This is a genomic window from Micromonospora sp. IBHARD004, assembly GCF_052814115.1.
This window is the reverse complement of record NZ_CP199934.1, coordinates 6,375,238-6,398,407: the sequence shown is the minus strand read 5'-3', so window position 1 is coordinate 6,398,407 and position 23,170 is coordinate 6,375,238. Positions and strand designations below refer to the sequence as shown.

Here is a 23,170-nt window from a genome sequence, read left to right as displayed (position 1 = left end):
TCCACAGACGGCGTGCGGGGGGCAGATGCGGTTCGGGATCCTGGGACCCCTGCGGGTCGGTGGCGGCGAAGCCACCGTCACCGCGGGTCGGGACCGGATCGTGCTCGCCATGCTGCTGCTCCGCGCCGGTCGGGTGGTGCCCCTCGAGGAGCTGGTCGACGCGGTCTGGGAGGAGCGACCGCCGGCCACCGCCCGCACCCAGCTCCAGATCTGCGTGTCGCGACTGCGACAGCGCCTCGCCGCACTCGGACTGCCGCCGGAGATCATCGTCACCGACCCGGTCGGGTACGGCGTCCGGCTCGATCCCCGGGAGCTGGACTCGGAGGTCTTCGCCCGCGGCGTCGCGACCGCCCGGTCGGCGGTCGCGGCCGGGCAGCTGGCCGACGCCCAGCGGCACTACCGGGCCGCGCTGGCGCTGTGGCGGGGACCGGCGCTGAGCGGCATCCCGAGCCGGAGCGTACGCCGCCGCGCGGAGGCCCTCGACGAGCAGCGTCTCGCAGCGCTGGAGGAGTGCGTCGACATCGAGCTGCGGCTGCGGCAGGCGGCCGACCTGATCGGTGAGCTGAGCGAGAGCGTCGACCGGCATCCGCTGCGGGAACGGCTCCGGGGCCAACTGATGCTCGCCCTCTCCGCGGTCGGCCGGCAGGCCGACGCGCTCGCCGTCTATCGGGAGGGGCGCCGGATCTACGCCGAGGAGCTGGGCATCGAGCCCGGCGCGGCGTTGCAGGAGCTGCACCAGCGGGTGCTCGTCGGCGACGCCGCCGCGGCCGGCCCGGAGAGCCGCCCCGCCGCCCCGGCGCGGTCCCTGCCCCGGGCGATCAGCGACTTCACCGGCCGGCAGCAGACGGTGACCCGGCTGGTGAAGGAGATCGAGGAGGACGACGCCCGGGTCCAGCTGATCGACGGGATGGCCGGCAGCGGCAAGACGACGCTGGCGGTGCACGTCGCCACCGCGCTGGCCCACCGGTACCCCGACGCTCACCTCTTCATCGACCTGCACGGGCACAGCGAACGCAATCCGCTGACGCCCGCCGCGGCGGTGGCGACCCTGCTGCGGCAGCTCGGCGTGGAGGCGCAACGGGTGCCGCTCGACCTGGACGACCGGTTGGCGCTCTGGCGTACCGAGCTGGCCGACCGGCGGGCCCTGGTGGTGTTCGACAACGCGGCCAGCACCGCGCAGGTGGCGCCGCTGCTGCCGAACGGTCGGGACAGCCTCGTCCTGATCACCAGTCGTCGCCGGCTGGTGGGGTTGGACGAGGGACGGCCGTCGTCACTGTCGGTACTGGACGACGAGGAGGCCGTCGAGCTGCTCGGCCGGGTGGCCGGCGCGGACCGGGTGGCCGCGGAGCCGGAAGCCACAGCCGAGGTGGTACGCCGCTGCGGCCACCTGCCGCTGGCCATCCGGCTGGCCGGGGCCAGGCTGGCGCACCGGCCTCGCTGGCGGATCGCCGACCTGGCCGAGCGGCTGACGTCCGGGCGGGACCCGCTGGCCGAGTTCACCGCGGGGGAGCGCTCGGTGGGGCGGGCCTTCGCCCTGTCGTACGCCCAGGTGACGCCCGCGGCGCAGCGGCTGTTCCGGCTGCTCGGCCTCCACCCCGGCGTACGGTTCGACAACCGGGTGGCCGCCGCCCTCGCGGAGCTGTCCCTGCCTGCGGCGCAGGACCTGCTCGACGAGCTGGTCGACGCGCACCTGGCGGAGGAGGTGGAGCCCGGCCGGTATCGGCTGCACGACCTGATCCGGGAGTACGCCCGGACGCTGGTCGCCGAGCCGGAGTGTGCGGACGAGCGGAGAGCCGCCCTGGAGCGGCTTCTCGACCACCACCTGCACGTGGCCGCTGCGATCGCCCGGACGATCGAGGTGACGGGCAGCCGTAACCTGCTCCGCCTGCCCGAACCGGCCCGACCCGACCTGGTCGCCGCAACCGCCAGCCAGGGCCGCGCCTGGTTCGACGAGAACCGGGCGGCCCTGACCGCCCTGGTCCGGCTGGCCGAGACCGAGGGGTTCGCGCGGCATTGCTGGCAGTTGGCCCGGGCCTGCTGGCGGGCCCACTTCGACGGCGGTCATCTCGACGAGCTGATCGAGACGCACACCGTCGGTCTGCGCGCCGCGGAGGGGCTGGGCGACGACGAGGCCGTCGCGATGATGTTGAACTACCTCGCCTCGGCGTACTACCGGTTGGCCCGCTTCTCGGAGGCCATCGGCTTGATGGAGGTCGCTCTCGGCCTGTACCGCCGGCTCGGTCTGCGCCGCGATGTGCGCAACACGCTGGGCAACCTCGGCGCCTCGTACACCGCCAACGGCGACTACCGGCGCGGCAAGGAACACTTCGACGCCTCGGCGGAGCTGACCGGGAGACTGGACGAGTCGGGGTCGCTGGCGAACCTGCTCAACAATCTGTCCCTCGCTCTGCTCAACTGGGGTCGGTACGAGGAGGCGCTGCGGGCCGCCCGGAACCACCTCCTGCTGGCGCGCCAGCACGCCAACATCCGTCAGTCGGCGCACGCTCTCGGCCACCTCGGGATGATCCGCCACCGGATGGGCCACCTCGGTCCGGCCCGTCGGCTGCTGCGTGCGGCGTTGCTCCTGAAGCGGAAGCTCGGCAATCGCTTCGGTGAGGGTGAGGTGCTCAACGAGATCGGCGTGATGGAACGCGACGCGGGCCGCACCGAGCAGGCAGCCGACCTGCATCGCCGGGCGCTCGTCGCGATGACCGGGGTCGGGGACCGGGTCGGCCAGTGCGCGTCGCGCAACCTGCTGGCCCGGGCGATCCTGGCGCAGGGTGACGTGTCCAGCGCGCTGGACCTGCACCGCCGGGTGCTCGCCGACGCCACTCGGCTGGGCGCCCGCTACGAGCAGGCGCGGGCGCTGGACGGCATCGCCCGGTGCCTGCGGGACACCGACCCGGCGGCGGCCCGGTCCCACTGGACCCGAGCGCTGGCCCTGTTCCGCCAGGTCGAGTCGCCGGACGGCGAGGAGGTGGTCCGGCTCCTTGCCGAGCTGGACTGAGCGATCATCTGCGAGCCGGCGACGGGCGCGGCAGGATGGTACGCGTGACGACTCCAGAGGCAGCGGGCTACCGGATCGAACGCGACTCGATGGGCGAGGTGGAGGTGCCCGCCGAGGCGCTGTGGCGGGCGCAGACCCAGCGCGCGGTGCAGAACTTCCCGATCTCCGGGCGGGGCCTGGAACCGGCCCAGATCAAGGCGCTGGCCCAGATCAAGGGCGCCGCCGCCCAGGTGAACGGCGAGCTGGGCGTGATCGGCGCGGACGTGGCCGAGGCGATCGCCACCGCCGCCGCGCACGTGGCCGACGGCGGCTACGACGACCAGTTCCCGGTGGACGTCTTCCAGACCGGCTCGGGCACCTCGTCCAACATGAACACCAACGAGGTGATCGCCACCCTGGCCAGCCGGGAGCTGGGTCGTCCCGTGCACCCGAACGACGACGTCAACGCCTCGCAGTCCAGCAACGACGTCTTCCCGTCCTCGATCCACCTGGCCGCCACCCAGTTCGTGGTGGAGGATCTGATCCCCTCGCTCCGGCACCTGGCCGGGGCGCTTGAGGAGAAGGCGGCCGAGTTCGAGACCGTGGTCAAGGCCGGGCGTACCCACCTGATGGATGCCACCCCGGTCACCCTGGGCCAGGAGTTCGGCGGGTACGCCGCACAGGTCCGCTACGGGGTGGAGCGGCTGGAGTCCGCGCTGCCCCGGCTGGCCGAGCTGCCGCTCGGCGGCACCGCCGTGGGCACCGGCATCAACACCCCGTTCGGCTTTGCGGCGAAGGTGATCGAGAAGCTGCGCGGCTCGACCGGCCTGCCGTTGACCGAGGCGCGCAACCACTTCGAGGCGCAGGGCGCCCGGGACGCGCTGGTGGAGACCTCCGGGCAGCTGCGCACCATCGCCGTGGGGCTCTACAAGATGGCCAACGACATCCGGTGGATGGGCTCCGGCCCGCGGGCCGGCCTGCGCGAGGTCCGCATCCCGGACCTCCAGCCCGGCTCGTCGATCATGCCCGGCAAGGTGAACCCGGTGGTCGCGGAGGCGATGCGGCAGGTCTGCGCCCAGGTGATCGGCAACGACGCCACGGTGGCCTTCGCCGGCAGCCAGGGCGACTTCGAGCTGAACGTGATGCTCCCGGTGATGGGCCGCAACCTGCTCGAATCGATCCGGCTGCTGGCCGCGTCCAGCCGGCTCTTCGCCGACCGCCTGGTGGTCGGCCTGGTCGCGGACGCCGAGGTCTGTCTCGCGTACGCGGAGGGGTCGCCGTCGATCGTCACCCCGCTCAACCGCCACCTCGGGTACGACGAGGCCGCCTCGATCGCCAAGGAGGCGCTGGCGAAGCAGATCTCCATCCGCGAGGTGGTCATCGCCCGCGGCCACGTCGACTCCGGCAAGCTCTCCGAGACCCAGCTCGACGAGGCCCTCGACCTGCTCCGGATGACCCACCCCTGACCGGGCTCGGGCCCTCAACGATCTGGAGTGGATCAACCGTCCGCAGCAGTCCATCAAGCTGATGAGGGAAGTGGCTAAGACGTGGAGCTGAGCGCCGCTGACTGGCGGAAGAGCAGCCGTAGCGACCAGGTGAACCAGTGCGTCGAGGTGGCGACGAACCTGCCCGGCGTGGTCGGGGTGCGGGACAGCAAGGACCCGACCGGTCCGGTGCTCACCATCGACCCGTACGCCTGGCGGGTCTTCGTCGCGTCGCCGCCGCGCTGGCGTGACCGCCCTGCCCGGCGCGGACGTCCTCGACCGGCTCGACCGAAAGCGGGCGGTCTGGATCTCCACGCTCCGGCCGGACGGGTCCTCGCACCTGACCCCGGCCGCCCTTCCGGTCGGGCATCGTCGCGGCGCTCCGCGACAAATTCGCCGGCTGGGACATCACGAAGGACTGGCCGGGCGGCTCTTTCGTCCTGCTCAGGGTGAGTGTCACGCGGTGGCTGCTGGACGGTCGGACGGGGTGAGCGGATATTCCCTGGCCGGGTCGGCGTCGGCGCGGCATCATCCGGCCATGCTCGGAGACGACGACCGCGTGCTGCTGGAGACCGGGCGGCTGCGGCTGCGCCGGCTGACCGTGGAGGACGTGGACCACCTGGTCGAGCTGGACAGCGACCCGGAGGTCATGCGCTTCCTGACCAACGGCCGTCCGACCCCGGTCGAGACCATCCGGGAGCGGCTGACCCGGACCCTCGCGCAGTACGACCGCCATCCTGACCTTGGCCGCTGGGCGGCCCTCGACCGGGGTACCGGGCAATTTCTGGGCTGGTTCGCGCTCACCCCGTCCGACGACGGCACGGAGGCCGAGCTGGGTTACCGGCTGCGCCGGTCGGCCTGGGGGTCGGGTCTGGCCACCGAGGGTTCGCGGGCGTTGGTCCGGCACGCTCTCGGGACCGTGGGGGTACAGCGGGTCTGGGCGGAGACGATGGCGGTCAACGTGGCGTCGCGGCGGGTGATGGAGAAGGCCGGCCTGCGGTACGTGCGCACCTTCCACCTGACCTGGGACGACCCGATCCCGGGGACGGAGCACGGTGAGGTGGAGTACGAGCTGCGGCGGGAGGACTGGCGTCCCGGCGGTCACGAGCGGCCGGCCGCCTTGCGCGCCCGGTAGGCGGTGACGGCGGCGCGGTTGCCGCAGCCGGCGTCGCAGAACCGGCGGGACCGGTTCTTCGACAGGTCGACCAGGACGTTGTCGCAGTCCGGGTGGTCGCAGATCCGCAGCCGGCTCAGCTCGCCGCTACGGACCAGGTCGGCCAGCGCCATCGCGGCCTCGACCGCCATCCGGGTGGCCAGCGGGGCGTCGCGCGGCACGGCGTGCAGGTGGTACGGCTGGTCGTCGTGCCGGATGAGCTGTGGCAGGGCGCTCGACTCGCGGAGCAGCCCGTTGACGATCGCCACCACCTCGTCGGTCTCCGCGTGCCAGATCCGGCGCAGCCGGGGGCGGAGGTCGCGGACCGAGCGCAGCTCCGCCTCGGTGTGCTCGTGCCGGCCGGTCCAGGAGTGCGCGGTGAAGAACTCGTCCAGGGCGGCCACGTCGGGCAGCCCCTCCAGGTCGGGGCCGACGGTGTTGACCAGCGCCGCCGCGGCGGTCAGGGAGCACTCGGTGTCATGGGCGAAGAGCAACTTGACTCCTGTCAGGGTGCCGGCCTAGCGTCATGAGCGTAACCCCATTTGACTCATGACCGGCCGGCGGGCCAAGGAGCGTACCGATGCGTGAACGGCCCGGAGTCGGCCTCGGCCTGGCCCTGCTCTCCGCTCTCACCTTCGCCACCTCGGGCACCTTCGCCCGCCCACTGATCACCGGGGACTGGTCGGCCGAGGCGGTGGTGGTGGCCCGGGTCGGCATCGCCGCGCTGGTCCTCGCCGTGCCGGCCCTCCTGGCCCTGCGCGGCCGGTGGGACGTGCTGCGCCGCAACGCCGGCACCGTCGTCGTGTTCGGACTGCTCGGCGTGGCCCTCGCCCAGGCGTGCTTCTTCAACGCGGTCCGCTACCTGCCGGTCGGCGTCGCGCTGCTGCTGGAGTACCTGGGCATCGTCCTCGTGGTCGGCTGGATGTGGCTGGTCCACGGCCAGCGACCCCGGGCGCTGACCGTGGCCGGGTCGGTGACCGCCCTGTGCGGGCTGGTGTTCGTGCTGGACCTGACCGGCGCCAGCCGGCTCGATCCGGTCGGCGTGCTCTGGGGACTGGGCGCCGGGGTCGGGCTGGCTGGCTACTTCGTGATCGCCGGCCGGGTCGACGACCGCCTGCCGTCGGTGGTGATGGCGAGCGGCGGCATGGCCGTCGGCGCCCTGGTCCTGCTCCTGCTCGGCGCGCTCGGGGTGCTGCCGCTGCGGGCCGGCCTCGCCGACGTCAGCTTCGCCGGGCACCGGATGAGCTGGCTGGTGCCCATCGCCGGCCTGTCGCTGATCGCCGCGGTCGTCGCATACCTCACCGGGATCGCCGGAGCGCGGCTGCTCGGGGCGCGGCTGTCGTCGTTCGTCGGGTTGACCGAGGTGATGTTCGCGGTGCTCATCGCCTGGCTGGTGCTGAACGAACTGCCGACCGTCGTCCAGCTCGCCGGTGGCGCGCTGATCGTCGCCGGCGTCGCCGTGGTCCGGGTCGACGAGCTGCGCGCGACGCCCGAGCCGGAGCGGTCCGGCCACCCGGCCGAGCCGGCCCTGGCCACCGAGCGGTGAGCACGCCACCACCCCGGCCGGTGGAAGCCGGCGAGCGGCCCGCCGGCCCGCCGACCGCCGTCGTCTTCGACGCCGACGAGACCCTGCTCGACCTGCGCCCGGCGGTCACCGGCGCGCTGGTCGCCGTACTGGCGGAGATGCGGCGCCGGACCCCGGCGGCGGCCGCGGTCCGCCTCGCGGACCTGGAGGCGGACTGGGGTGCGGTCTTCGGCGCGCTCAGCGCCGCGCCCGTGCAGGAGATCCGGCGGGCCGCGCTGGCCCGGTCGCTCGCCCGGGCCGGGCTTGACGAGCACCTGGACGAGCTGGCCGCCCTCTTCTTCGCCCGGCGCTTCGCGCTGACCAGACCGTTCCCCGACGCGCTGCCGGCGCTCGCCGCGTTGCGGCGGCGCCACCTGCTCGGCTTCGCCACCAACGGCAACAGCCGCGCCGAACGCTGCGGGCTCGCCGGCGAGTTCGCCTTCGAGCTGTACGCGCACGAGAACGGCCTGCCGAAGAAGCCGGCGCCCGAGTTCTACGCCGCCGTGGTGGCGGCGGCCGGGGTGCCGCCCGCGCAGATCGTGTACGTGGGGGACTCGCCGGGGCACGACGTGGTCGGGCCGCAACGGGCCGGACTGCGGGCGGTCTGGCTCAACCGGCTCGGACTGCCCCGTCCGGCCGGTCTCTCGCCGGACGCCGAGGTGTCCACCCTGGCCGAACTGTTGAAGGCGCTGGGCAAGCTGGAACCGACGAATGCCTGATTGAGGTCTATTCCGGACAGTTGTCTGGCGTAAATCGGCTCTGGTGTTGTGTGATGGCTGCCACGTCCCTCAACGAGAGGATCTGATGTGGTGAGCAAGCGCTTCACCGCCGGCGGGGTCGCGATCGCGGCCGCGCTGGCACTCACGGTGACCGGTCTGGTCGCGCCGGCCAACGCCGGGCCGACCAGCACCCGGACCTTCACCGTGGTGGCAAAGGACGGCGTCTCCGCCAGCACGGCGATCGCCGCGATCAAGGCCGCAGGCGGAACGGTGGTCTCCAGGACGGACAGCGTCGGCATGTTCCGTGTGGCCAGCAACCGTGCCGACTTCGCCAGCAGGGTCGCCGGCAGCGGGTCTCTCGTCGGCGCGGCGCAGCGGAAAGCCGTCGGCTACGCACCGCGGGCCGACCTCGACAAGGTCGAGCGCGAAAACCTGGCGACCGCGGCGAAGACCAAGGGCAGCATCGAACTGGCGAAGGGCCCCACCAACCTCGACCCGCTCGACGACAAGCTGTGGGGCCTGTCGATGATCCACGCCGACCGGGCCCGTGCCGTCGAGGACGGCAGTTCCGCCGTGACCGTCGGCATCCTCGACACCGGCGTCGACGCCGGCAACCCCGACCTCGCCGCCAACTTCAGCTGGTCGCTGTCGAAGAACTTCGCGCCGGACATGACTGACATCGACGGCGCGTGCGAGGTCGCGGGCTGTCTCGACCCGGTCGGCACCGACGACGGCGGCCACGGCACGCACGTCGCCGGCACCGTCGGCGCGGCCGCCAACGGCTTCGGGGTCTCCGGCGTCGCGCCGGGCGTCACTCTGGTCGAGCTCAAGGGTGGGCAGGACTCCGGATACTTCTTCCTCGACCCGGTCGTCAACGCGCTGGTCCACGCCGGCGACAAGGGCCTCGACGTGGTCAACATGTCGTTCTACGTCGATCCGTGGCTCTACAACTGCACCAACAACCCGACCGACTCGCCGGAGGCCCAGGCCGAGCAGCGGGCCATCATCACGGCGATGAAGCGGGCGCTCAACTACGCACACGACCACGGCGTCACGCTCGTCGGTGCCCTCGGCAACAACCACGAGGACCTCGGCAAGCCCCGCGTCGACACCAGCAGCCCGGACTACGGCCCCGCGCCGTACCACCGGCCGATCGACAACGACACCTGCCTCGACCTGCCGGTGGAGGGGCCGCACGTGATCGGCGTCTCGTCGGTCGGCCCGTCGGGCCGTAAGGCCGACTACTCCAACTACGGCACCGAGCAGATCTCGGTCGCCGCGCCGGGCGGCTGGTTCCGCGACGGCTACGGGACCGACGCCTACCGCACCGACGCCAACATGATCCTCTCCAGCTACCCGAAGAAGGTGCTGCAGGAGGAGGGCTCGGTCGACAAGGACGGCAACATCGTGCCGGGCGCCGAGACGTTCGTGTTCAAGCAGTGCACCGCCACCGGTGTCTGTGGCTACTACACCTACCTGCAGGGCACGTCGATGGCGTCGCCGCACGCCGCCGGCGTCGCATCGCTGATCGTCAGCCGGTTCGGCAGCGCGACCCAGGGCGGGTTCGGGCTCGCGCCGAACGCGGTGGAGAGCCACCTCTACGCCACCGCCGACGAGCACGCCTGCCCGCAGCCGCGGACGCAGACGTACCAGCGCGAGGACCGCAGTGGCCAGTTCAACGCCTACTGCGAGGGCGGCGAGGAGTTCAACGGCTTCTACGGGTACGGGATCGTCGACGCGTACGCCGCGGTGACCACCCCCATGTGACAGCCGGCACCACCGTGCGGGCCCGGGTGACCGTCGGTCGCCCGGGCCCTCGCGTGTGCGCTGCCCGGCCCGGCCGGCCCGTCAGGAGAGGGCGGCGGCGATGGCCGTGGCGGCGGCGGCCACCTGGGCGCCCACCACGTCGACGTCCAGCGGGGCCAACGACACCACCCCGACGCTCGCCTCCAGCCCGGGCACCCCGAGCACCGGCGCGGCCACCCCGTACGCCCCGGACTGCAGCTCCCCGCTGGTGCTCACCGGGCCGGCGGCGCCCGACCGCCCGGCCAGGATGGCCCGCCCCGCCGCCCCGCGCTCCAGCGGATGCCGGGACCCGGCCCGGTACGCCACATGGAACGACGTCCAACTCGGCTCCACCACCGCCAGGGCGACCCCCTCGCCGCCCTCGACCATGGTGAGGTGCGCGGTCGCGCCGGCCTGCTCGGCCAGCCGGCGCAGCGCGGGCAACGCCCCCTCGGCGAGCAGCGGCTGCGCCCGCCGGGCCAGGTGCAGCACCCCGGCGCCGAGGCGTAGCCGGCCGTCGCCGTCCCGGCGCAGCATGCCGTGCCCGGTCAGCGCGCCGACCAGCCGGTAGACCGCGGCCCGGCCGATGCCCAGCCGGTTCGCCGCCTCGGTGACGGTCAGCCCGCCGGGGGCGTCGGCGACCAGGTGCAGCAAACGCAGCCCCCGGTCCAGCGTCTGCGCCGTCTCGCCACCGCGCGCGGCGGGACCGGCCGCCGTCTCCCCGGGCCGGGTCAGCGGCTCACCCGCGCGTGCCGACGTGTCCACAGCACGCAGCGTACGACCCGGCTCCGGCCAACCTCGAAATGCCCGGACGGCTACCCTTGTACGGTGACGCTACGCCTGTATGACACCGCCACCCGATCGGTGCGGGACTTCGTCCCGCGGGAAGCCGGCAAGGTGGGGGTCTACCTGTGTGGTCTCACCCTCCAGGCCCCGCCGCACATCGGTCACCTTCGCTCCGGCGTCAACTACGACGTGCTGCGCCGCTGGCTGCTGGCCGCCGGCTTCGAGGTCAACTTCATCCGCAACGTGACCGACATCGACGACAAGATCCTGGTCAAGGCGGTCGAGCAGGGCCGCCCGTTCTGGTCGATCGCGTACGCGAACGAGTTGATCCTCGCCGAGTCGTACCGGGCGCTCAACGTGCTGCCGCCGACCTACGAGCCGCGCGCCACCGGGCACATCCCCGAGATGCACCAGCTGATCACCCGGCTGATCGACACCGGCCACGCCTACCCGGCCACCGACGGCTCCGGCGACGTCTACTTCGACGTGGCCTCCTGGCCGGCGTACGGGTCGCTGTCCGGGCAGTCGCCGGACGACATGCAGTCCGCCGGGGACGCCCCGGAACGGGGCAAGCGCGACCCGCGCGACTTCGCCCTCTGGAAGGGTGCCAAACCGGACGAGCCGGCCGACGCCTACTGGCCGTCGCCGTGGGGCCGGGGCCGCCCCGGCTGGCACATCGAGTGCTCGGCGATGTGCTGGCGTTACCTGGGCGCGGAGTTCGACATCCACGGCGGCGGGCTGGACCTGACCTTCCCGCACCACGAGAACGAGATCGCCCAGTCGCAGGCGGCCGACCTGCCCTTCGCCCGGTACTGGGTGCACCACGGGCTACTCAGCATCGGCGGCGCCAAGATGGGCAAGTCGCTCGGCAACGCCCTCGACCTGGCGTACGTGGCCGGGCTGGGCGTGCGCCCGGTGGAGCTGCGCTACTACTACGCCGCCGCGCACTACCGGTCGATCATCGACTACTCGGAGGACGCGCTGCGCGAGTACGCAGTCGGGTACCGGCGGATCGAGGGCTTCGTGCTGCGGGCCGCCGAGCGGGTCGGCGGCGGCCAGCCCGGCGAGCTGCCGGCCGCGTTCGTCGCGGCGATGGACGACGACCTCAACACCTCGGCCGCCCTCGCTGTGCTCCAGGGCACACTGCGGGACGGCAACAACGCGCTCACCATCGGCGACGATGTGACCGTCCGCACGACCCTGGCCGCCGCGCGGGCGATGCTGGATATCCTCGGCGTCGACCCCCTGGACCCGGCCTGGACCGGCGGCGGCCGCACGGAGGACCTGCGCGGCGTGGTGGACTCGCTGATCGCGCTCGCCCTCGAGCAGCGCGCTCAGGCCCGCAGCCGCAAGGACTGGGCCGCCGCGGACGCCGTACGTGACCAGCTCAAGCAGGCCGGGGTGGTGGTCGAGGACACCCCCCAGGGCCCGCGTTGGACTATTGGAGAGCAGGACTGATGGCCGGCAACTCGCAGCGCCGTGGCCGGCGACTGAGCCCGAAGGCAGGCGCCCCGAAGGGCACCGGCGGCAAGAACAAGGACTCCCTCGCCGGCCGGGGCAAGACCCTGCCCGCCGACGAGCGACCCTGGCACAAGGCGTACTCGGGCACCGAGAAGCTGCCCCAGCGCACCGCCTGGAAGCAGGACAAGGAGCGCCGCGCGGCGGCCGAGGAGGGGCGGGCCCCCAAGATCGGCCAGCCGGGCAGCAAGGACACCACCTGGGGCAAGGGCGGCGGTCGGGGCGTCCCGGCGGCCCGGGGCGCCGGCGGCCGGGGTGGCAAGCCCACCGGCCGCTCCGGCCCGCGGGTCGCGCCGGGCCGCAAGTCCAACCCCGCCAAGGACAGCCCGGAGCTGCTGGTCGGTCGCAACCCGGTGCTGGAGGCGCTGCGCGCCCAGGTGCCGGCGACCGCCCTCTACACGGCTCAGGGCATCGACATGGACGACCGGATCAACGAGATCGTCCGGACGGCCGCCGACCGGGGCATCGCGATCCTGGAGATCAGCCGCGCCGAGCTGGACCGGATGACCGGGGGCGTGCTGCACCAGGGCGTCGGCCTGCAGGTGCCGCCGTTCGCGTACGAGCCGTTCGAGGACATGATGGCGGCCGCGCTGGAGCAGCCCGCCCCGCTGCTGGTCGCGCTGGACGGGGTCACCGACCCGCGCAACCTCGGTGCGGTGATCCGGTCCGCCGCCGCGTTCGGCGCGCAGGGTGTCTTCGTACCCGAGCGGCGGGCCGCCGGCATCACCGCGACCGCCTGGCGGACCAGCGCCGGCGCGGCCGCGCGGGTGCCGGTCGGCCAGGTCACCAACCTGACCCGGGCGCTCAAGGCCTGCAAGGACGCCGGCTTCATGGTGGTCGGCCTGGACGCCGACGGCGACACCGACCTGTACGACCTGGAGGCCGCGGTCGGTCCGCTGGTGGTGGTGGTCGGCTCCGAGGGGCGCGGGCTGTCCCGGCTGGTCGGGGAGACCTGCGACCTGACGGTCAGCATCCCGATGATCTCCGAGGTCGAGTCGCTCAACGCCAGCGTCGCCGCCGCGGTCACCCTCGCCGAGGTCGCCCGCCGCCGCGCCCAGGAGCTCTGAGCACGGAGGAGAGGCCCCAGCCCCCGCCGCGTTCGCGGTGGTGGCGGGGGCCTCTCCGCGTTCCTAGATCTGGTGGGTCCAGGCGACCGGGGCCAGCGCCGCGCAGTAGGCCAGGCTGCGGCCGGCCAGGCGGATCGTCCGGTATGCCCGGGAACGAGGTGGCGGATGGCGGGTGGCGGGGTCGAGCATGCTGGTCACGGCATCTCCTCGCGTCGGGAAGCTGCCGTGACGCTACGAGCGGAGTGGGCCGCACCGGATCAACCCGAGGAGCCACTTCTCCCGTGGCTCGCAGGTAGCAGGAGCGCCGGCCGCCGGCACCCGGTACGACGAAAGGGGCGGTCCGCCGAAGCGGACCGCCCCTCGCGTCGCGTACGTCAGATCCGGGTGCCGGTGGCGGCGTGGAAGACGTGGCTCTGGCCGGCGCGCGGCTTGACGAACACGGTGTCGCCCATGTTCGGCATGTGGCGCCGGTCGGTGCGGACGACGAAGCGCTCGTTGTGGCCCTCGAGCGCGGCGTGGCCGTAGACGTTGGCGTCAGAGCCCAGGTCCTCGACCAGCTCGACCACGACCGGCATGCCGCCCTCGGTCGGGCTGACCATGTCGCAGTCCTCCGGGCGGAAGCCGACGGTCACCTTGCCGTCACCGCCCTCGGCGCGGGCGGCCTCGACCTGCTCCCGGGTGAGCGGGATGTGCATCTCGGCGAAGGCGGCGCCCTGCTCGGTCAGCGGCACGGTCTTGATGTTCATGGCGGGGGAGCCGATGAAGCCGGCGACGAAGACGTTGGCCGGGGTGTCGTAGAGCGCCCGCGGGGTGTCCACCTGCTGGAGCACGCCGTCGAGCATGACCGCGACCCGGTGACCCATGGTCATGGCCTCGACCTGGTCGTGGGTGACGTAGACCGTGGTGATGCCCAGCTTGGCCTGCAGCGAGGCGATCTGGGTACGGGTCTGGACGCGGAGCTTGGCGTCGAGGTTCGACAGCGGCTCGTCCATGAGGAAGACCTGCGGCTCGCGGACGATCGCGCGGCCCATCGCGACCCGCTGGCGCTGACCACCGGAGAGCGCCTTCGGCTTGCGGTTGAGGTACTCCTCCAGCTGGAGAAGCGCGGCCGCCTCCTTGACCCGCCGGTCGATCTCCGACTTCGAGGTCTTGCGCAGCTTCAGCGCGAACGCCATGTTCTCGTACACCGTCATGTGCGGGTAGAGGGCGTAGTTCTGGAAGACCATCGCGATGTCGCGGGCCTTCGGCGGCAGGTGGGTGACGTCCCGGTCGTCGATGTAGATCGCGCCGTCGTCGACGTCCTCGAGGCCGGCGAGCATCCGCAGGCTGGTGGACTTGCCGCAACCCGACGGGCCGACCAGGACGAGGAACTCCCCGTCGCCGATCTGGAGGTCGAGCTGGTTGACCGCGGGGCGTTCGGTGCCCGGGTAGATCCGGGACGCCTTCGCGTACGTGACCGTAGCCATGGTGAAGTGCTTCCTTTCACCGGCAGGAACGTGCCGGACGATCCGAGTGAAGGAGCGACCGGCGCCGTACGGTGCCGGCCAGCGGGCGTCGCCCGGGCAGCCGAGGCCAGCCGGACTTTCGTCCGTGCACTGCACGGTAAACGGGTTTTCCGACCCTGCCAAGACGAGGGGCACCGGTTGGGACGGACGGCATTGCGCATTTCGGTCACACCGGCACTGGCGGGCATCAACCTCCGCGGTGGGGGGCGGCTTCCAGCGTCGATCCGTCGGTGTCGGGGTCGGGAAGTTGACGTTTCCCATGCTCGGGAGGCCTGCCGAGCGGGAAATTCGGACGCCAGTCGCTATGCTGACGACGGTACCGCTCGCCCCTGTAGCTCAGCTGGCCAGAGCACTCGCCTTGTAAGCGAGATGTCGCCGGTTCGATCCCGGCCGGGGGCTCCAATTCCACCAGGCAATTCCCGGTTAAGGCAGGCGTCCGGGGTTCACACCACCTCCGGTGGGCGGGGCCGCTGTTGCAGGTACCACCGGGCACGTGGCAGCGGGTCGTGCGCGTACTGCTCCGGCATTCGGGATTTGTGAGCGGCGCAGAAGTGTCGAAGTGTTGATGTGATTGGCAGTAGCTCCCAGCCCGGGTCTGGTTCGTACTCCGCAGTGGCGCGCAGCAGCTCGGGCAGGGGCGTCCAGCCATCGTGGTCGAAGGACCAGCGGCCGTTGCTGATGATCACGTGACTGACGTAGGGCTCACCGAGCTGACGTAGGCCCATGATGCCGAAACCGGCTGAGGCGTACCGCTCGACGGCGACCCAGGCGAGCACATGGCATGCGCCGGCGGCGAAGAACGCTTGGTCCGACCGCTTCCATGACAGCAGTTGATCTACGCGTTCAGCTTGCGTGCGGCGGAACCTGGCCGCAGGAGTGTAGGGGGTCGCCATGCCGGAAGTATCTAGTGCGGCGTCCCCTAACGTTCACCGGGTTTGCGGTGGGTGTTTGTGGATCCTCTCGGTAGCAGGCGAGCGACTCCCCACCGGTGGAGTGGGGTCCCGTCTCGTCGTCCGCCACAGATATCGCTCAATTGGCGCCCAGGTGTGATCAAGAGTGCTCGCGCCCGTGCCGGCTGGAGGCGAAGGCTGCCCGCGCCGAAGCCGACCAGTTGCGCGCGACGGCGAGCCAGAGCGAGGCATGACGGTTGATCCGGGTGACCGGGCGGTCCCGGTAATCTGAGCGTGCCCGACGCGAGGGGGGCGAAGCGATGAGTCGCGCGGTGGAGGAGTCCAACCGGGCGATGCTGCGCGCCCGGGACGCCATGGACCGGTCGTACGCCGAGCCGCTCGACGTGCCGGCGCTGGCCCGGATCGCGCACGTCTCCGAGGCGCACTTCATCCGGACCTTCCGCGCCACCTTCGGCGAGACCCCGCACCGCTACCTGCAACGCCGCCGGGTCGAGCGGGCGATGTACCTGCTGGTGCAGACCGACCAGCCGGTCACCGAGATCTGCTACGCGATCGGGTTCGGCAGCCTGGGCACCTTCAGCCGCACGTTCCGCGACATCGTCGGCGAGTCCCCCTCGGACTACCGGCGGCGCAAGGCCGGCGCGGCCGCCGTGCCGAGCTGCTTCACCAAGGCGTGGATGCGGCCGACCGCCGCCCGCTGACCCCGGTCAGCGGCGTCGTCGCACCCGGCTGCGGACCGCGACCCAGAGCCGGTCGCCGAGCCGGGTCCGCCGGATCCAGCGCGGCCGGCCGAAGGTGTCGGTCGACGGCGTGCGGGGCCGCGGCGGCGCGATGATCCGGGCGTACGTCGCGCCGGTGGCGGCCCGGCCAGTTGGAGCCGGTGCTCGAGGTGCGGGCCGCGCTTCTCCCGCAGGATCCAGCATGACGTGCATCTACCGGCGTCGCCGATCGGCGGCGGAGCGGTCGGCCGCGAGCCGAGCAGTTTTGGATAAGCACCGGGTCAGGGCCGGGTCTAGCGTCGTCGGCATGACGATGAACTCGATTTCCCGCTCCCAGATCTACGTCCTCGACCAGGACGAGGCCCTCGACTTCTACGTCGGCAAGCTCGGCCTGGAGGTCAGCACCGACCAGGACCTCGGCTTCATGCGCTGGCTGACGGTCAACGTCCCCGGCGACCCCGGGCACGAGATCCTGCTGGAGCGGCCCGGCCCGCCGGCCCTCGACCCGGCCACCGCCGAGCAGGTCCGGGAGCTGCTTACCAAGGGCGCGATGGGCGGCACGCTCTTCTTCACGACGGACGACGCCCGCAAGACGTACGAGGACCTGGTGGCCAAGGGCGTGGACATCACCGACGAGCCGACCGATCGTCCGTACGGCATCGACTTCGGCATCCGGGACCCGTTCGGCAACCGGATCCGCATCGGCCAGATGCACGCGCAGGCCTGAGGGGCCGGACCGGTGACCCAGGCGATTCCTCTCCGGGCACGTCCGGCCGCCGTCGGCCGGGACCGGGCGCTGCTGGCCGGCGGCGCCCTCGCCGGCCCACTCTTCGTCGGCTCCGTGCTGGTCCAGGGCTTCACCCGGGACGGCTTCGACTTCCGCCGGCACCCGGCGAGTGTGCTGAGCAACGGTGCGCCGGGGTGGGTGCAGATCGCCACCTTCCTCGCCAGCGGGCTGCTCGTGCTCGGCGCCGCCGCCGCGCTCGGGCGCCGGCACACCGGCGCCCGGTGGCTGCCGAGGCTGCTCGCCCTCTACGGGGTCGGGCTGGTGCTCGCCGGGATCTTCCGGGCCGATCCGGCCGACGGCTTCCCGGCCGGTACGCCGAGCGGCCCCGGCCAGGTGAGCTGGCACGGCGGTCTGCACTTCCTCGGGGCGGCGGTCGGCTTCGTCGCGCTGATCGTTGCCGCGGTGGCCGCTGCCCGCCGGGGCGCCCGGCGGGGCGAGCGCGGCTGGGCCGCGTACAGCCTGGCCAGTGGGATCTGCTTCGGGGTCGCCTGGGTGGCCCTGATCGTCCGGCCGGCGCCGCTGACCATGGTCGGCTTCGGCCTCGCCGTGGCGGTCGCCTGGGCCTGGGTCACCGCGACGCTGTGGCGGGTGGACCACGGTCGGAGCGTCTGAGGTCGGCACGATCGGGAGGCGCGGGCTAGGCTCGCGTCTCCCGATCATGCGTGAGGTGGCGGATGGCGAGCCGGTTGCTCTACCTGGCCCGGCACGGTGAGCAGCGCCGGGCGGAGGAGGAGGCGCCGGAGACGGGGCTCTCCGACCGGGGCCGGCGGCAGGCGAGCCTGCTGGGGGAGCGGCTGCGCCGGCTGCGGTTCGACACCGTCCACCATGGACCGCTGCGTCGGGCCGCCGAGACCGCCGAACTGGTCGCCTCCGCCCTGGCGGGCGTACCCGTGCACGCCGCGGAGATGGTCGGCGACCACCTGCCGCACGACACGGACCCAGCCGGCCTGCCCCCGGCGTACGCGAGCTTCCTGGCCGGCTTCGACGAGCGCGAGCGGACGGACGGGCCGCGCCGGACGGCGGAGGCCGTGGCCCGGTTCGCGACGCCCCCGGCCGACGGGGACGTCCGCGACCTGGTGATTACGCACAACTTCCTGATCGCCTGGTTCGTCCGGCACGCCCTGGACGCCCCGGAACGGCGCTGGCTGGGCCTGAACCACCACAACTGCGGCCTGACCGTCATCCGCTACAGCTCGGGCGGGCCGCCGAACCTGATCGCCGTCAACGACGTCGCCCACCTACCGCCCGAGCTGCGCGGCACCGGCCTGCCGCCGGACTACGTCGTCTAGTTGGCGGGGCTCGGCGAGGTGGTCTGTCGCTCCACCTTGGCGCGGTCCCGGACGAAGAGGTCGTCCGGGTCTCCGCCACTGGGGAAGCCCAGGTAGACGATCATGCCGATGCTGTGCTCGTCCGCCCAGGCGCAGACGTCGGCATTGAGGCCGTTGTCGTCGCCCTCGCCGCAGCGGGCCTCGCCGCCCATCGGGCCCGGCCGGGTCGGCTTGACGTCGTGCAGCCGGGGCAACCCGGCGAAGAGCCGGTCCAGCGCCGCCTTCGGGTCCCGAACCTCGCCGGCGACTGCGCTGACCACGGCGGCGTACTTCTCGTCGGCCGACTCGTACGCCGTGCCGACGGCGCTCGTGGCGTCCCCGTCCAGCAGCAGTTTCAGTTGACCGAGGCTCTTGGACGCGGGGTCGCGGAGGCTCCGGTACCTGGTCTCTGGCCAGCTGCTGATCTTCTCCGGCTTCTCCACCCGCGTCAGGAGGACGGGTGACGGCGAGGGACTGGCGGTGCCGTCCGGTCCGGCCGCGTCGGCCAGGCCGGTGCATCCGGTCACCGCGAGCAGACCGGCGCCGAGGGCGACGGCGAGACGTGCCGCCCGAGATGGGGCGGCGGTGGGCCTCGTCCTGATCACGTGTCGCTCCTCGGTCGCTCCGGTCGGCGTCGGGACGATATCCCAGCCGGCCGTAGCTCGGGTGCCGCGGCGCCCAGCCGACCAGGAGCATGCCGATCCCCCGGTGGCCTATCCGCCCCCGCTTTGCTCTGCTGCAGCGGAGGCGACACCCGGCGGACGTGGGGTGTTGCGGTGGCTGCAGCAGAGCAAAGGGCGTGGGACAGGTGGCTCCGGCCGCGCGGGTCGCGCCGGGTCAGGCGTTGACGGCCTTGACGACGGCCTCGGCCATGGCCCGGGCGGACTGCGGGTTCTGGCCCGTCACCAGGCGGCCGTCGACGACCACGTGCTCGGTGAAGTTCGGCGCCGGGACGTGCTGGGCGCCGGCCTCGGTGAGCTTGTCGGCGAGCAGGAACGGCACCTGGTCGGTCAGGCCGACCGCCGCCTCCTCGTCGTTGGTGAAGCCGGCCACCCGTTTGCCGGCCACCAGGTGGGAGCCGTCGGAGAGCTTGAGGTTCACCAGCGCGGACGGGCCGTGGCAGACCGCGGCCACCACGCCGCCGCGCTCGTAGATCGAAGCGGCGATCCGGGCCAGGTCGGGGTTGTCCGGGAAGTCCCACATGGTGCCGTGGCCGCCCCCGAACACCACGATGTCGTACCCGGACGGGTCGACGTCGGCGGCCTTCGAGGTCTTCTCCACCCCGGCGGTGGCGAGGAAGTCGTTCTGGGTCCTGTCGTTCTCGTCCCGGCCGTCCAGCGGCGGCTGCCCGCCGGCCACCGAGACGAGGTCCACCTCGTAGCCGGCGGCCCGGAACACCTCCCACGGCTCCGCGGCCTCGCCCACGTAGAAGCCGGTCTGCCGGCCGGTCTCGCCGAGCTTGCTGTGACTGGTCAGAGCGATGAGTGCACGAGTCATGTCGACCACTCTGGCTCGCGGATCCATAGCTGACCAATAGGCGAAGGACACCGCGGCGATAGGTTTGCTGATGCGAAGGCATCGTCGGACCTGCTCCGGAGCTTCCTCGCCGACCTGCGGGCGGTCCGGGCGGCGGTGCTCGCCGGCGCCGGGGCGAGCGTGCTGCCGACGTACCTCTGCCGGGGTGAGCTGGCCTCCGGCGCGCTGCGCGAGCTGCTCGCGCCGCCGGTGCCGCCGTCCGCCGCGGGTCAGGTGGTGGCGCGGGTGAGCAGCTCTGCCACGGCGGCGGTGGCCGCGGGGCGGGCGGGATCGGTGGGGCAGTCCACGTAGCCGGTCGTCCGCTCGCCCACGGTGAGCTGGTAGGTGAACGCGTCGGCGCAGTTGCTCGGGGCGGTGGTGGCCGCCGTCTCGCCGGCCAGCCGGGAGTCCGCGGTGAGCTGGCGCAGCCGGTCGAGGTCCGCCGAGCTGAGCTGCCCGGAACGGGTGGCTCCGGTCTTGTCGGCCACGGTCCAGCGGCCGTCGGGCTCGACGGTGACCGTGTCCCGCAGCCCGGCGATGCCGCCGGACTTCGTCAGCACCACCCGTGCGGCGAGGGTGGCGGACGCCGTACCGGAGGCGGGGGCGCCGGGGGTGGCCACGGTCGGGTCGGTCGTCGCGCAGCCGGCCAGGGCGACGAGAAGTGCGGCGAGGGTGGCCGCCGCGCGGGGGTTCGATCTCATGCCGATCGGACGCGCGACCGTGCCGCCCGGTTCCCATCACCTGGACCGCCTCATCCGAACGGCCAGTGTCCCCGGCAGGAAAGCGCTCGCCCTCTTCCCCTTTCCTGGATGCATCGCTATATCTACATCCGTGACTACCCCCGTCACAACTTTCCCCCGTCAGGAGGGCCCGTGAAAAGACCCCTCGCCGCAGTCGGCGCAGCTCTGCTCACCAGTGGCGTGCTGACCTGCGTCGCCACCACGGCGCACGCGGCAACCCCCAGCGCCCCCGCTCCGGAATCCTCCGCCGCAGCCCGCGCGGACAACCTGCTCCGCTCCAACCCCGGCGCCGTGCAGGGCGCCGGCGGTGAGGCGTACCAGGCGGTCCGCACGAAGGTGGATGCCAACGGCGCCGCGCACACCCGGTACACCCGGACGTACCACGGCCTACGCGTCTACGGCGGTGACTTCGTCATCCACACCGCCCCCAACGGCAACTACGCCGGCACCTCCGTCGGCCTGGCCGCACCGCTGACCCTGGGCACCACCGCCAAGGTCGGCGCGGCCGCCGCCAAGGCCAGCGCGGGCCAGGCCTTCTCCGGCTCGCTCACCTCCCTCGGCGCGCCGGAACTCTTCGTCGACGCCAGCTCCGGCCGGGGCCGGCTGGCCTGGGAGACCGTCGCCTCCGGCATGAAGGCCGACAAGCAGACCCCGTCGAAGCTGCACGTCATCACCGACGCCACCAGCGGCAAGGTGATCGGGTCGTACGACGAGATCGAGTCGGTCGTCGGCAGCGGTCAGGGCATCTACACCGGCACGGTCAGCATCGACACCACGCTCTCCGGCAGCACCTACCAGATGGTGGACCCGTCGCACGGCAACGGCCGTACCTGCGACATGAACAACGGCACGTCGACCTGCACCACCTTCACCGACGCCGACAACGCCTGGGGCAACGGCACCAACTCGAACCGGCAGTCCGCCGGTGTGGACGCCCACTTCGGCGCCGCCAAGACGTTCGACTACTACAAGAACGTGCACGGCCGCAACGGCATCTTCGGCAACGGCACCGGCGTGCCGAGCCGGGTGCACTACGGCAACAACTACGTCAACGCCTTCTGGGACGGCTCCCAGATGACCTACGGCGACGGGTCGAGCAACTCCCGCCCGCTGGTCTCGCTCGACGTGGCCGGCCACGAGATGAGCCACGGCGTCACCGAGAACGTGGTGCCCGGCGGCCTGACCTACTCCGGTGAGTCCGGCGGCCTCAACGAGGCCACCAGCGACATCTTCGGCACGATGGTCGAGTTCTACGCCAACACCACCGCCGACCCGGGTGACTACCAGATCGGCGAGAAGATCAACATCAACGGCAACGGCACGCCGTTGCGCTACATGTACAACCCGTCGCTGGACGGCTCGTCCGACAGCTGCTGGACCGCCAACACCAAGAACAAGGACGTGCACTACTCGTCCGGCCCGGCCAACCACTTCTACTTCAACCTGGCCGAGGGCACCGGCTCCACCGCGTACGGCACCTCGCCGGTCTGCGGCTCGGCTCCGGCGGTGACCGGCATCGGCCGCGCCAAGGCGGAGAAGATCTGGTTCCGGGCGCTCGACGTCTACTTCACCTCGAACACCGCGTACGTCAACAACACCACCCCGTCGAACACCGCCCGGGCGTACACGCTGAGGGCGGCGACCGACCTGTACGGCAGCTGCTCCACCGAGTACAAGACCGTCCAGGCGGCGTGGACCGCGGTGAACGTGGCCGGCAGCGACGCGCCCTGCTCGACCGGCAACGACTTCTCCGTCTCGCTCTCGCCGACCTCCGGCTCGGTGACCGCGGGCGGTTCCGTCTCCACCACCGTGTCGACCGCGACCACCAGCGGGACCGCGCAGACCGTGACGTTCTCCGCGTCCGGCCTGCCGACCGGCGCCACCGCGTCGTTCAACCCGACCTCGGTGACCTCGGGCGGCTCGTCCACCCTCACCATCAGCACCTCGTCGGGCACCCCGGCGGGGACCTACTCCGTGACGGTCACCGGCACCGGCACCTCGGTGAACCACACGGCGACCTACTCGCTGACCGTCAACGGCACCGGCGGCGGCTGCACCAGCCCCGGCCAGAAGCTCGGCAACCCCGGCTTCGAGTCCGGCAACACGGTGTGGGCCTCCACCTCCGGCGTCATCGGCCAGTACGGCTCCAGCGGCCAGCCGACCCACGGTGGCACCTGGAACGCCTGGCTGGACGGCTACGGAACCAGCCACACCGACACGCTCTCCCAGGCGGTGAGCCTGCCGGCCGGCTGCACGTCGTACAACTTCAGCTTCTGGCTGCACATCGACACGTCCGAGAGCACCACCAGCATCGCGTACGACACGCTCCGGGTGCAGGTGCTCAACTCGTCCGGGACGGTGCTGGCGACCCTGGCCACGTACTCGAACCTGAACAAGGCCGCCGGGTACACCCAGCGGTCGTTCTCGCTGGCCTCGTACGCCGGCCAGACCGTCACCCTGAAGTTCACCGGCGTGGAGGACATCTCGCTGCAGACCTCCTTCGTGGTGGACGACACCGCGGTCAACGTCTCCTGACGTAGCCGTACCGTCGGCGGGCCCGGCGGCCACCCCACGCGGGTGGTCGTCGGGCCCGCGCCGTTATGGTCGGCCGGACGGTCGCCGGG

Annotated in this window: 23 protein-coding genes, 1 tRNA gene and 1 pseudogene; 16 read left to right on the top strand and 9 right to left on the bottom strand. The window is 72.4% G+C overall.

From position 1 onward, the window contains the following. Window positions 1-25 precede the first annotated feature (25 nt). The 4 genes and pseudogenes from ACTWO6_RS31150 to ACTWO6_RS31135 all read left to right on the top strand — a co-directional run bounded on the left by ACTWO6_RS31150 (window position 26) and on the right by ACTWO6_RS31135 (window position 5,605). Window positions 26-3,007 carry a BTAD domain-containing putative transcriptional regulator gene (locus tag ACTWO6_RS31150; RefSeq protein WP_446217237.1) on the top strand — a complete coding sequence of 994 codons (2,982 nt, stop codon included), beginning with the start codon at window positions 26-28 and terminating at the stop codon, window positions 3,005-3,007. Between the two features lie 35 nt (window positions 3,008-3,042). Continuing rightward, complete coding sequence (locus ACTWO6_RS31145) at window positions 3,043-4,452, top strand: class II fumarate hydratase (RefSeq protein WP_446217236.1); 1,410 nt, start codon at window positions 3,043-3,045, stop codon at window positions 4,450-4,452. An 81-nt stretch (window positions 4,453-4,533) separates the two neighbouring features. Next, window positions 4,534-4,704, top strand: a pseudogene (locus tag ACTWO6_RS31140) (DUF397 domain-containing protein); the annotation flags it as partial. Window positions 4,705-5,008: 304 nt separating this feature from the next. Next, window positions 5,009-5,605 (top strand): GNAT family N-acetyltransferase, encoded by a 597-nt coding sequence (locus ACTWO6_RS31135; RefSeq protein WP_446217235.1) that lies wholly within the window; start codon window positions 5,009-5,011, stop codon window positions 5,603-5,605. Here ACTWO6_RS31135 and ACTWO6_RS31130 read toward each other — a convergent pair. After that, window positions 5,572-6,117: a CGNR zinc finger domain-containing protein gene (locus ACTWO6_RS31130; RefSeq protein ID WP_446217234.1), complete on the bottom strand. Its 546-nt coding sequence runs from the start codon at window positions 6,115-6,117 to the stop codon at window positions 5,572-5,574. The two genes, ACTWO6_RS31135 and ACTWO6_RS31130, sit on opposite strands and share 34 nt — an antisense overlap. A gap of 86 nt (window positions 6,118-6,203) precedes the next feature. Between ACTWO6_RS31130 and ACTWO6_RS31125 the strand changes: the two genes are divergently transcribed. The 3 genes from ACTWO6_RS31125 (at window position 6,204) to ACTWO6_RS31115 (ending at window position 9,673) form a co-directional block, all read left to right on the top strand. Then, on the top strand, window positions 6,204-7,169 hold the full coding sequence (locus ACTWO6_RS31125) for an EamA family transporter (RefSeq protein WP_446217233.1): 966 nt from the start codon (window positions 6,204-6,206) through the stop codon (window positions 7,167-7,169). Between the two features lie 20 nt (window positions 7,170-7,189). After that, entirely contained in the window at window positions 7,190-7,906 is a 717-nt protein-coding gene (locus ACTWO6_RS31120; protein ID WP_446220832.1) for an HAD family hydrolase, read from the top strand. 90 nt (window positions 7,907-7,996) lie between these two features. Beyond that, window positions 7,997-9,673: a S8 family serine peptidase gene (locus tag ACTWO6_RS31115; protein ID WP_446217232.1), complete on the top strand. Its 1,677-nt coding sequence runs from the start codon at window positions 7,997-7,999 to the stop codon at window positions 9,671-9,673. A gap of 81 nt (window positions 9,674-9,754) precedes the next feature. Here the strand turns inward: ACTWO6_RS31115 and ACTWO6_RS31110 are convergent, their stop codons facing one another. Continuing rightward, window positions 9,755-10,426, bottom strand: coding sequence for an IclR family transcriptional regulator (locus ACTWO6_RS31110; RefSeq protein ID WP_446220831.1), 672 nt, complete (start codon window positions 10,424-10,426; stop codon window positions 9,755-9,757). 93 nt (window positions 10,427-10,519) lie between these two features. Between ACTWO6_RS31110 and cysS the strand changes: the two genes are divergently transcribed. Together cysS and rlmB are read left to right on the top strand one after the other, a co-directional pair. Then, the gene (gene cysS, locus ACTWO6_RS31105) at window positions 10,520-11,935 is read left to right on the top strand and encodes a cysteine--tRNA ligase (protein WP_446217231.1); all 1,416 of its coding nucleotides are present in this window, start codon (window positions 10,520-10,522) and stop codon (window positions 11,933-11,935) included. Further along, window positions 11,935-13,062: a 23S rRNA (guanosine(2251)-2'-O)-methyltransferase RlmB gene (rlmB, locus tag ACTWO6_RS31100; RefSeq protein ID WP_446217230.1), complete on the top strand. Its 1,128-nt coding sequence runs from the start codon at window positions 11,935-11,937 to the stop codon at window positions 13,060-13,062. Before cysS ends, rlmB begins: the two co-directional genes overlap by 1 nt. 63 nt (window positions 13,063-13,125) lie before the next feature. On the opposite strand, the gene ACTWO6_RS31095 is transcribed toward rlmB, so the two are convergent. Together ACTWO6_RS31095 and ACTWO6_RS31090 are read right to left on the bottom strand one after the other, a co-directional pair. Beyond that, a complete protein-coding gene (locus ACTWO6_RS31095) occupies window positions 13,126-13,260 on the bottom strand; it encodes a hypothetical protein (RefSeq protein ID WP_446217229.1) in 135 nt (44 codons plus the stop codon). A 176-nt stretch (window positions 13,261-13,436) separates the two neighbouring features. Beyond that, window positions 13,437-14,528, bottom strand: a complete 1,092-nt coding sequence (locus ACTWO6_RS31090; protein WP_446217228.1) for an ABC transporter ATP-binding protein — start codon at window positions 14,526-14,528, stop codon at window positions 13,437-13,439. A gap of 364 nt (window positions 14,529-14,892) precedes the next feature. On the opposite strand from ACTWO6_RS31090, the gene ACTWO6_RS31085 reads away from it, so the two are divergent. Continuing rightward, window positions 14,893-14,969, top strand: a tRNA-Thr gene (locus ACTWO6_RS31085). A gap of 41 nt (window positions 14,970-15,010) precedes the next feature. On the opposite strand, the gene ACTWO6_RS31080 is transcribed toward ACTWO6_RS31085, so the two are convergent. Beyond that, window positions 15,011-15,460 (bottom strand): hypothetical protein, encoded by a 450-nt coding sequence (locus tag ACTWO6_RS31080; RefSeq protein ID WP_446217227.1) that lies wholly within the window; start codon window positions 15,458-15,460, stop codon window positions 15,011-15,013. A 317-nt stretch (window positions 15,461-15,777) separates the two neighbouring features. Between ACTWO6_RS31080 and ACTWO6_RS31075 the strand changes: the two genes are divergently transcribed. Then, window positions 15,778-16,179: a helix-turn-helix domain-containing protein gene (locus ACTWO6_RS31075; protein ID WP_446217226.1), complete on the top strand. Its 402-nt coding sequence runs from the start codon at window positions 15,778-15,780 to the stop codon at window positions 16,177-16,179. 6 nt (window positions 16,180-16,185) lie between these two features. Here ACTWO6_RS31075 and ACTWO6_RS31070 read toward each other — a convergent pair whose 3' ends face one another. Continuing rightward, window positions 16,186-16,401, bottom strand: a complete 216-nt coding sequence (locus tag ACTWO6_RS31070; RefSeq protein ID WP_446217225.1) for a hypothetical protein — start codon at window positions 16,399-16,401, stop codon at window positions 16,186-16,188. A 103-nt stretch (window positions 16,402-16,504) separates the two neighbouring features. Between ACTWO6_RS31070 and ACTWO6_RS31065 the strand changes: the two genes are divergently transcribed. The 3 genes from ACTWO6_RS31065 to ACTWO6_RS31055 all read left to right on the top strand — a co-directional run bounded on the left by ACTWO6_RS31065 (window position 16,505) and on the right by ACTWO6_RS31055 (window position 18,273). Continuing rightward, entirely contained in the window at window positions 16,505-16,924 is a 420-nt protein-coding gene (locus tag ACTWO6_RS31065) for a VOC family protein (RefSeq protein ID WP_446217224.1), read from the top strand. A 12-nt stretch (window positions 16,925-16,936) separates the two neighbouring features. Then, the gene (locus tag ACTWO6_RS31060; protein WP_446217223.1) at window positions 16,937-17,596 is read left to right on the top strand and encodes a DUF998 domain-containing protein; all 660 of its coding nucleotides are present in this window, start codon (window positions 16,937-16,939) and stop codon (window positions 17,594-17,596) included. A 62-nt stretch (window positions 17,597-17,658) separates the two neighbouring features. Next, window positions 17,659-18,273, top strand: coding sequence for a histidine phosphatase family protein (locus tag ACTWO6_RS31055; protein ID WP_446217222.1), 615 nt, complete (start codon window positions 17,659-17,661; stop codon window positions 18,271-18,273). On the opposite strand, the gene ACTWO6_RS31050 is transcribed toward ACTWO6_RS31055, so the two are convergent. Continuing rightward, a complete protein-coding gene (locus ACTWO6_RS31050; RefSeq protein WP_446217221.1) occupies window positions 18,270-18,896 on the bottom strand; it encodes a hypothetical protein in 627 nt (208 codons plus the stop codon). The two genes, ACTWO6_RS31055 and ACTWO6_RS31050, sit on opposite strands and share 4 nt — an antisense overlap. Before the next feature lie 232 nt (window positions 18,897-19,128). Beyond that, entirely contained in the window at window positions 19,129-19,788 is a 660-nt protein-coding gene (locus ACTWO6_RS31045; protein ID WP_446217220.1) for a type 1 glutamine amidotransferase domain-containing protein, read from the bottom strand. Between the two features lie 135 nt (window positions 19,789-19,923). On the opposite strand from ACTWO6_RS31045, the gene ACTWO6_RS31040 reads away from it, so the two are divergent. Further along, a complete protein-coding gene (locus tag ACTWO6_RS31040) occupies window positions 19,924-20,118 on the top strand; it encodes a hypothetical protein (RefSeq protein WP_446217219.1) in 195 nt (64 codons plus the stop codon). Here ACTWO6_RS31040 and ACTWO6_RS31035 read toward each other — a convergent pair. Beyond that, the gene (locus ACTWO6_RS31035) at window positions 20,037-20,507 is read right to left on the bottom strand and encodes a protealysin inhibitor emfourin (RefSeq protein ID WP_446217218.1); all 471 of its coding nucleotides are present in this window, start codon (window positions 20,505-20,507) and stop codon (window positions 20,037-20,039) included. The genes ACTWO6_RS31040 and ACTWO6_RS31035 overlap by 82 nt on opposite strands. Window positions 20,508-20,678: 171 nt before the next feature. On the opposite strand from ACTWO6_RS31035, the gene ACTWO6_RS31030 reads away from it, so the two are divergent. Next, window positions 20,679-23,081: a M4 family metallopeptidase gene (locus ACTWO6_RS31030; RefSeq protein WP_446217217.1), complete on the top strand. Its 2,403-nt coding sequence runs from the start codon at window positions 20,679-20,681 to the stop codon at window positions 23,079-23,081. The last annotated feature ends 89 nt before the right edge of the window (window positions 23,082-23,170 follow it).

Coding starts and splice junctions, on each gene's coding strand:
- ACTWO6_RS31090 (WP_446217228.1), bottom strand. CDS start 14,528: ATGGCTACGGTCACGTACGCGAAGGCGTCCCGGATCTACCCGGGCACC.
- ACTWO6_RS31055 (WP_446217222.1), top strand. CDS start 17,659: ATGGCGAGCCGGTTGCTCTACCTGGCCCGGCACGGTGAGCAGCGCCGG.
- ACTWO6_RS31145 (WP_446217236.1), top strand. CDS start 3,043: ATGGTACGCGTGACGACTCCAGAGGCAGCGGGCTACCGGATCGAACGC.
- rlmB (WP_446217230.1), top strand. CDS start 11,935: ATGGCCGGCAACTCGCAGCGCCGTGGCCGGCGACTGAGCCCGAAGGCA.
- ACTWO6_RS31080 (WP_446217227.1), bottom strand. CDS start 15,460: ATGGCGACCCCCTACACTCCTGCGGCCAGGTTCCGCCGCACGCAAGCT.
- ACTWO6_RS31035 (WP_446217218.1), bottom strand. CDS start 20,507: ATGAGATCGAACCCCCGCGCGGCGGCCACCCTCGCCGCACTTCTCGTC.
- ACTWO6_RS31075 (WP_446217226.1), top strand. CDS start 15,778: ATGAGTCGCGCGGTGGAGGAGTCCAACCGGGCGATGCTGCGCGCCCGG.
- ACTWO6_RS31135 (WP_446217235.1), top strand. CDS start 5,009: ATGCTCGGAGACGACGACCGCGTGCTGCTGGAGACCGGGCGGCTGCGG.
- ACTWO6_RS31065 (WP_446217224.1), top strand. CDS start 16,505: ATGACGATGAACTCGATTTCCCGCTCCCAGATCTACGTCCTCGACCAG.
- ACTWO6_RS31150 (WP_446217237.1), top strand. CDS start 26: ATGCGGTTCGGGATCCTGGGACCCCTGCGGGTCGGTGGCGGCGAAGCC.
- ACTWO6_RS31125 (WP_446217233.1), top strand. CDS start 6,204: ATGCGTGAACGGCCCGGAGTCGGCCTCGGCCTGGCCCTGCTCTCCGCT.
- ACTWO6_RS31045 (WP_446217220.1), bottom strand. CDS start 19,788: ATGACTCGTGCACTCATCGCTCTGACCAGTCACAGCAAGCTCGGCGAG.
- ACTWO6_RS31070 (WP_446217225.1), bottom strand. CDS start 16,401: ATGCTGGATCCTGCGGGAGAAGCGCGGCCCGCACCTCGAGCACCGGCT.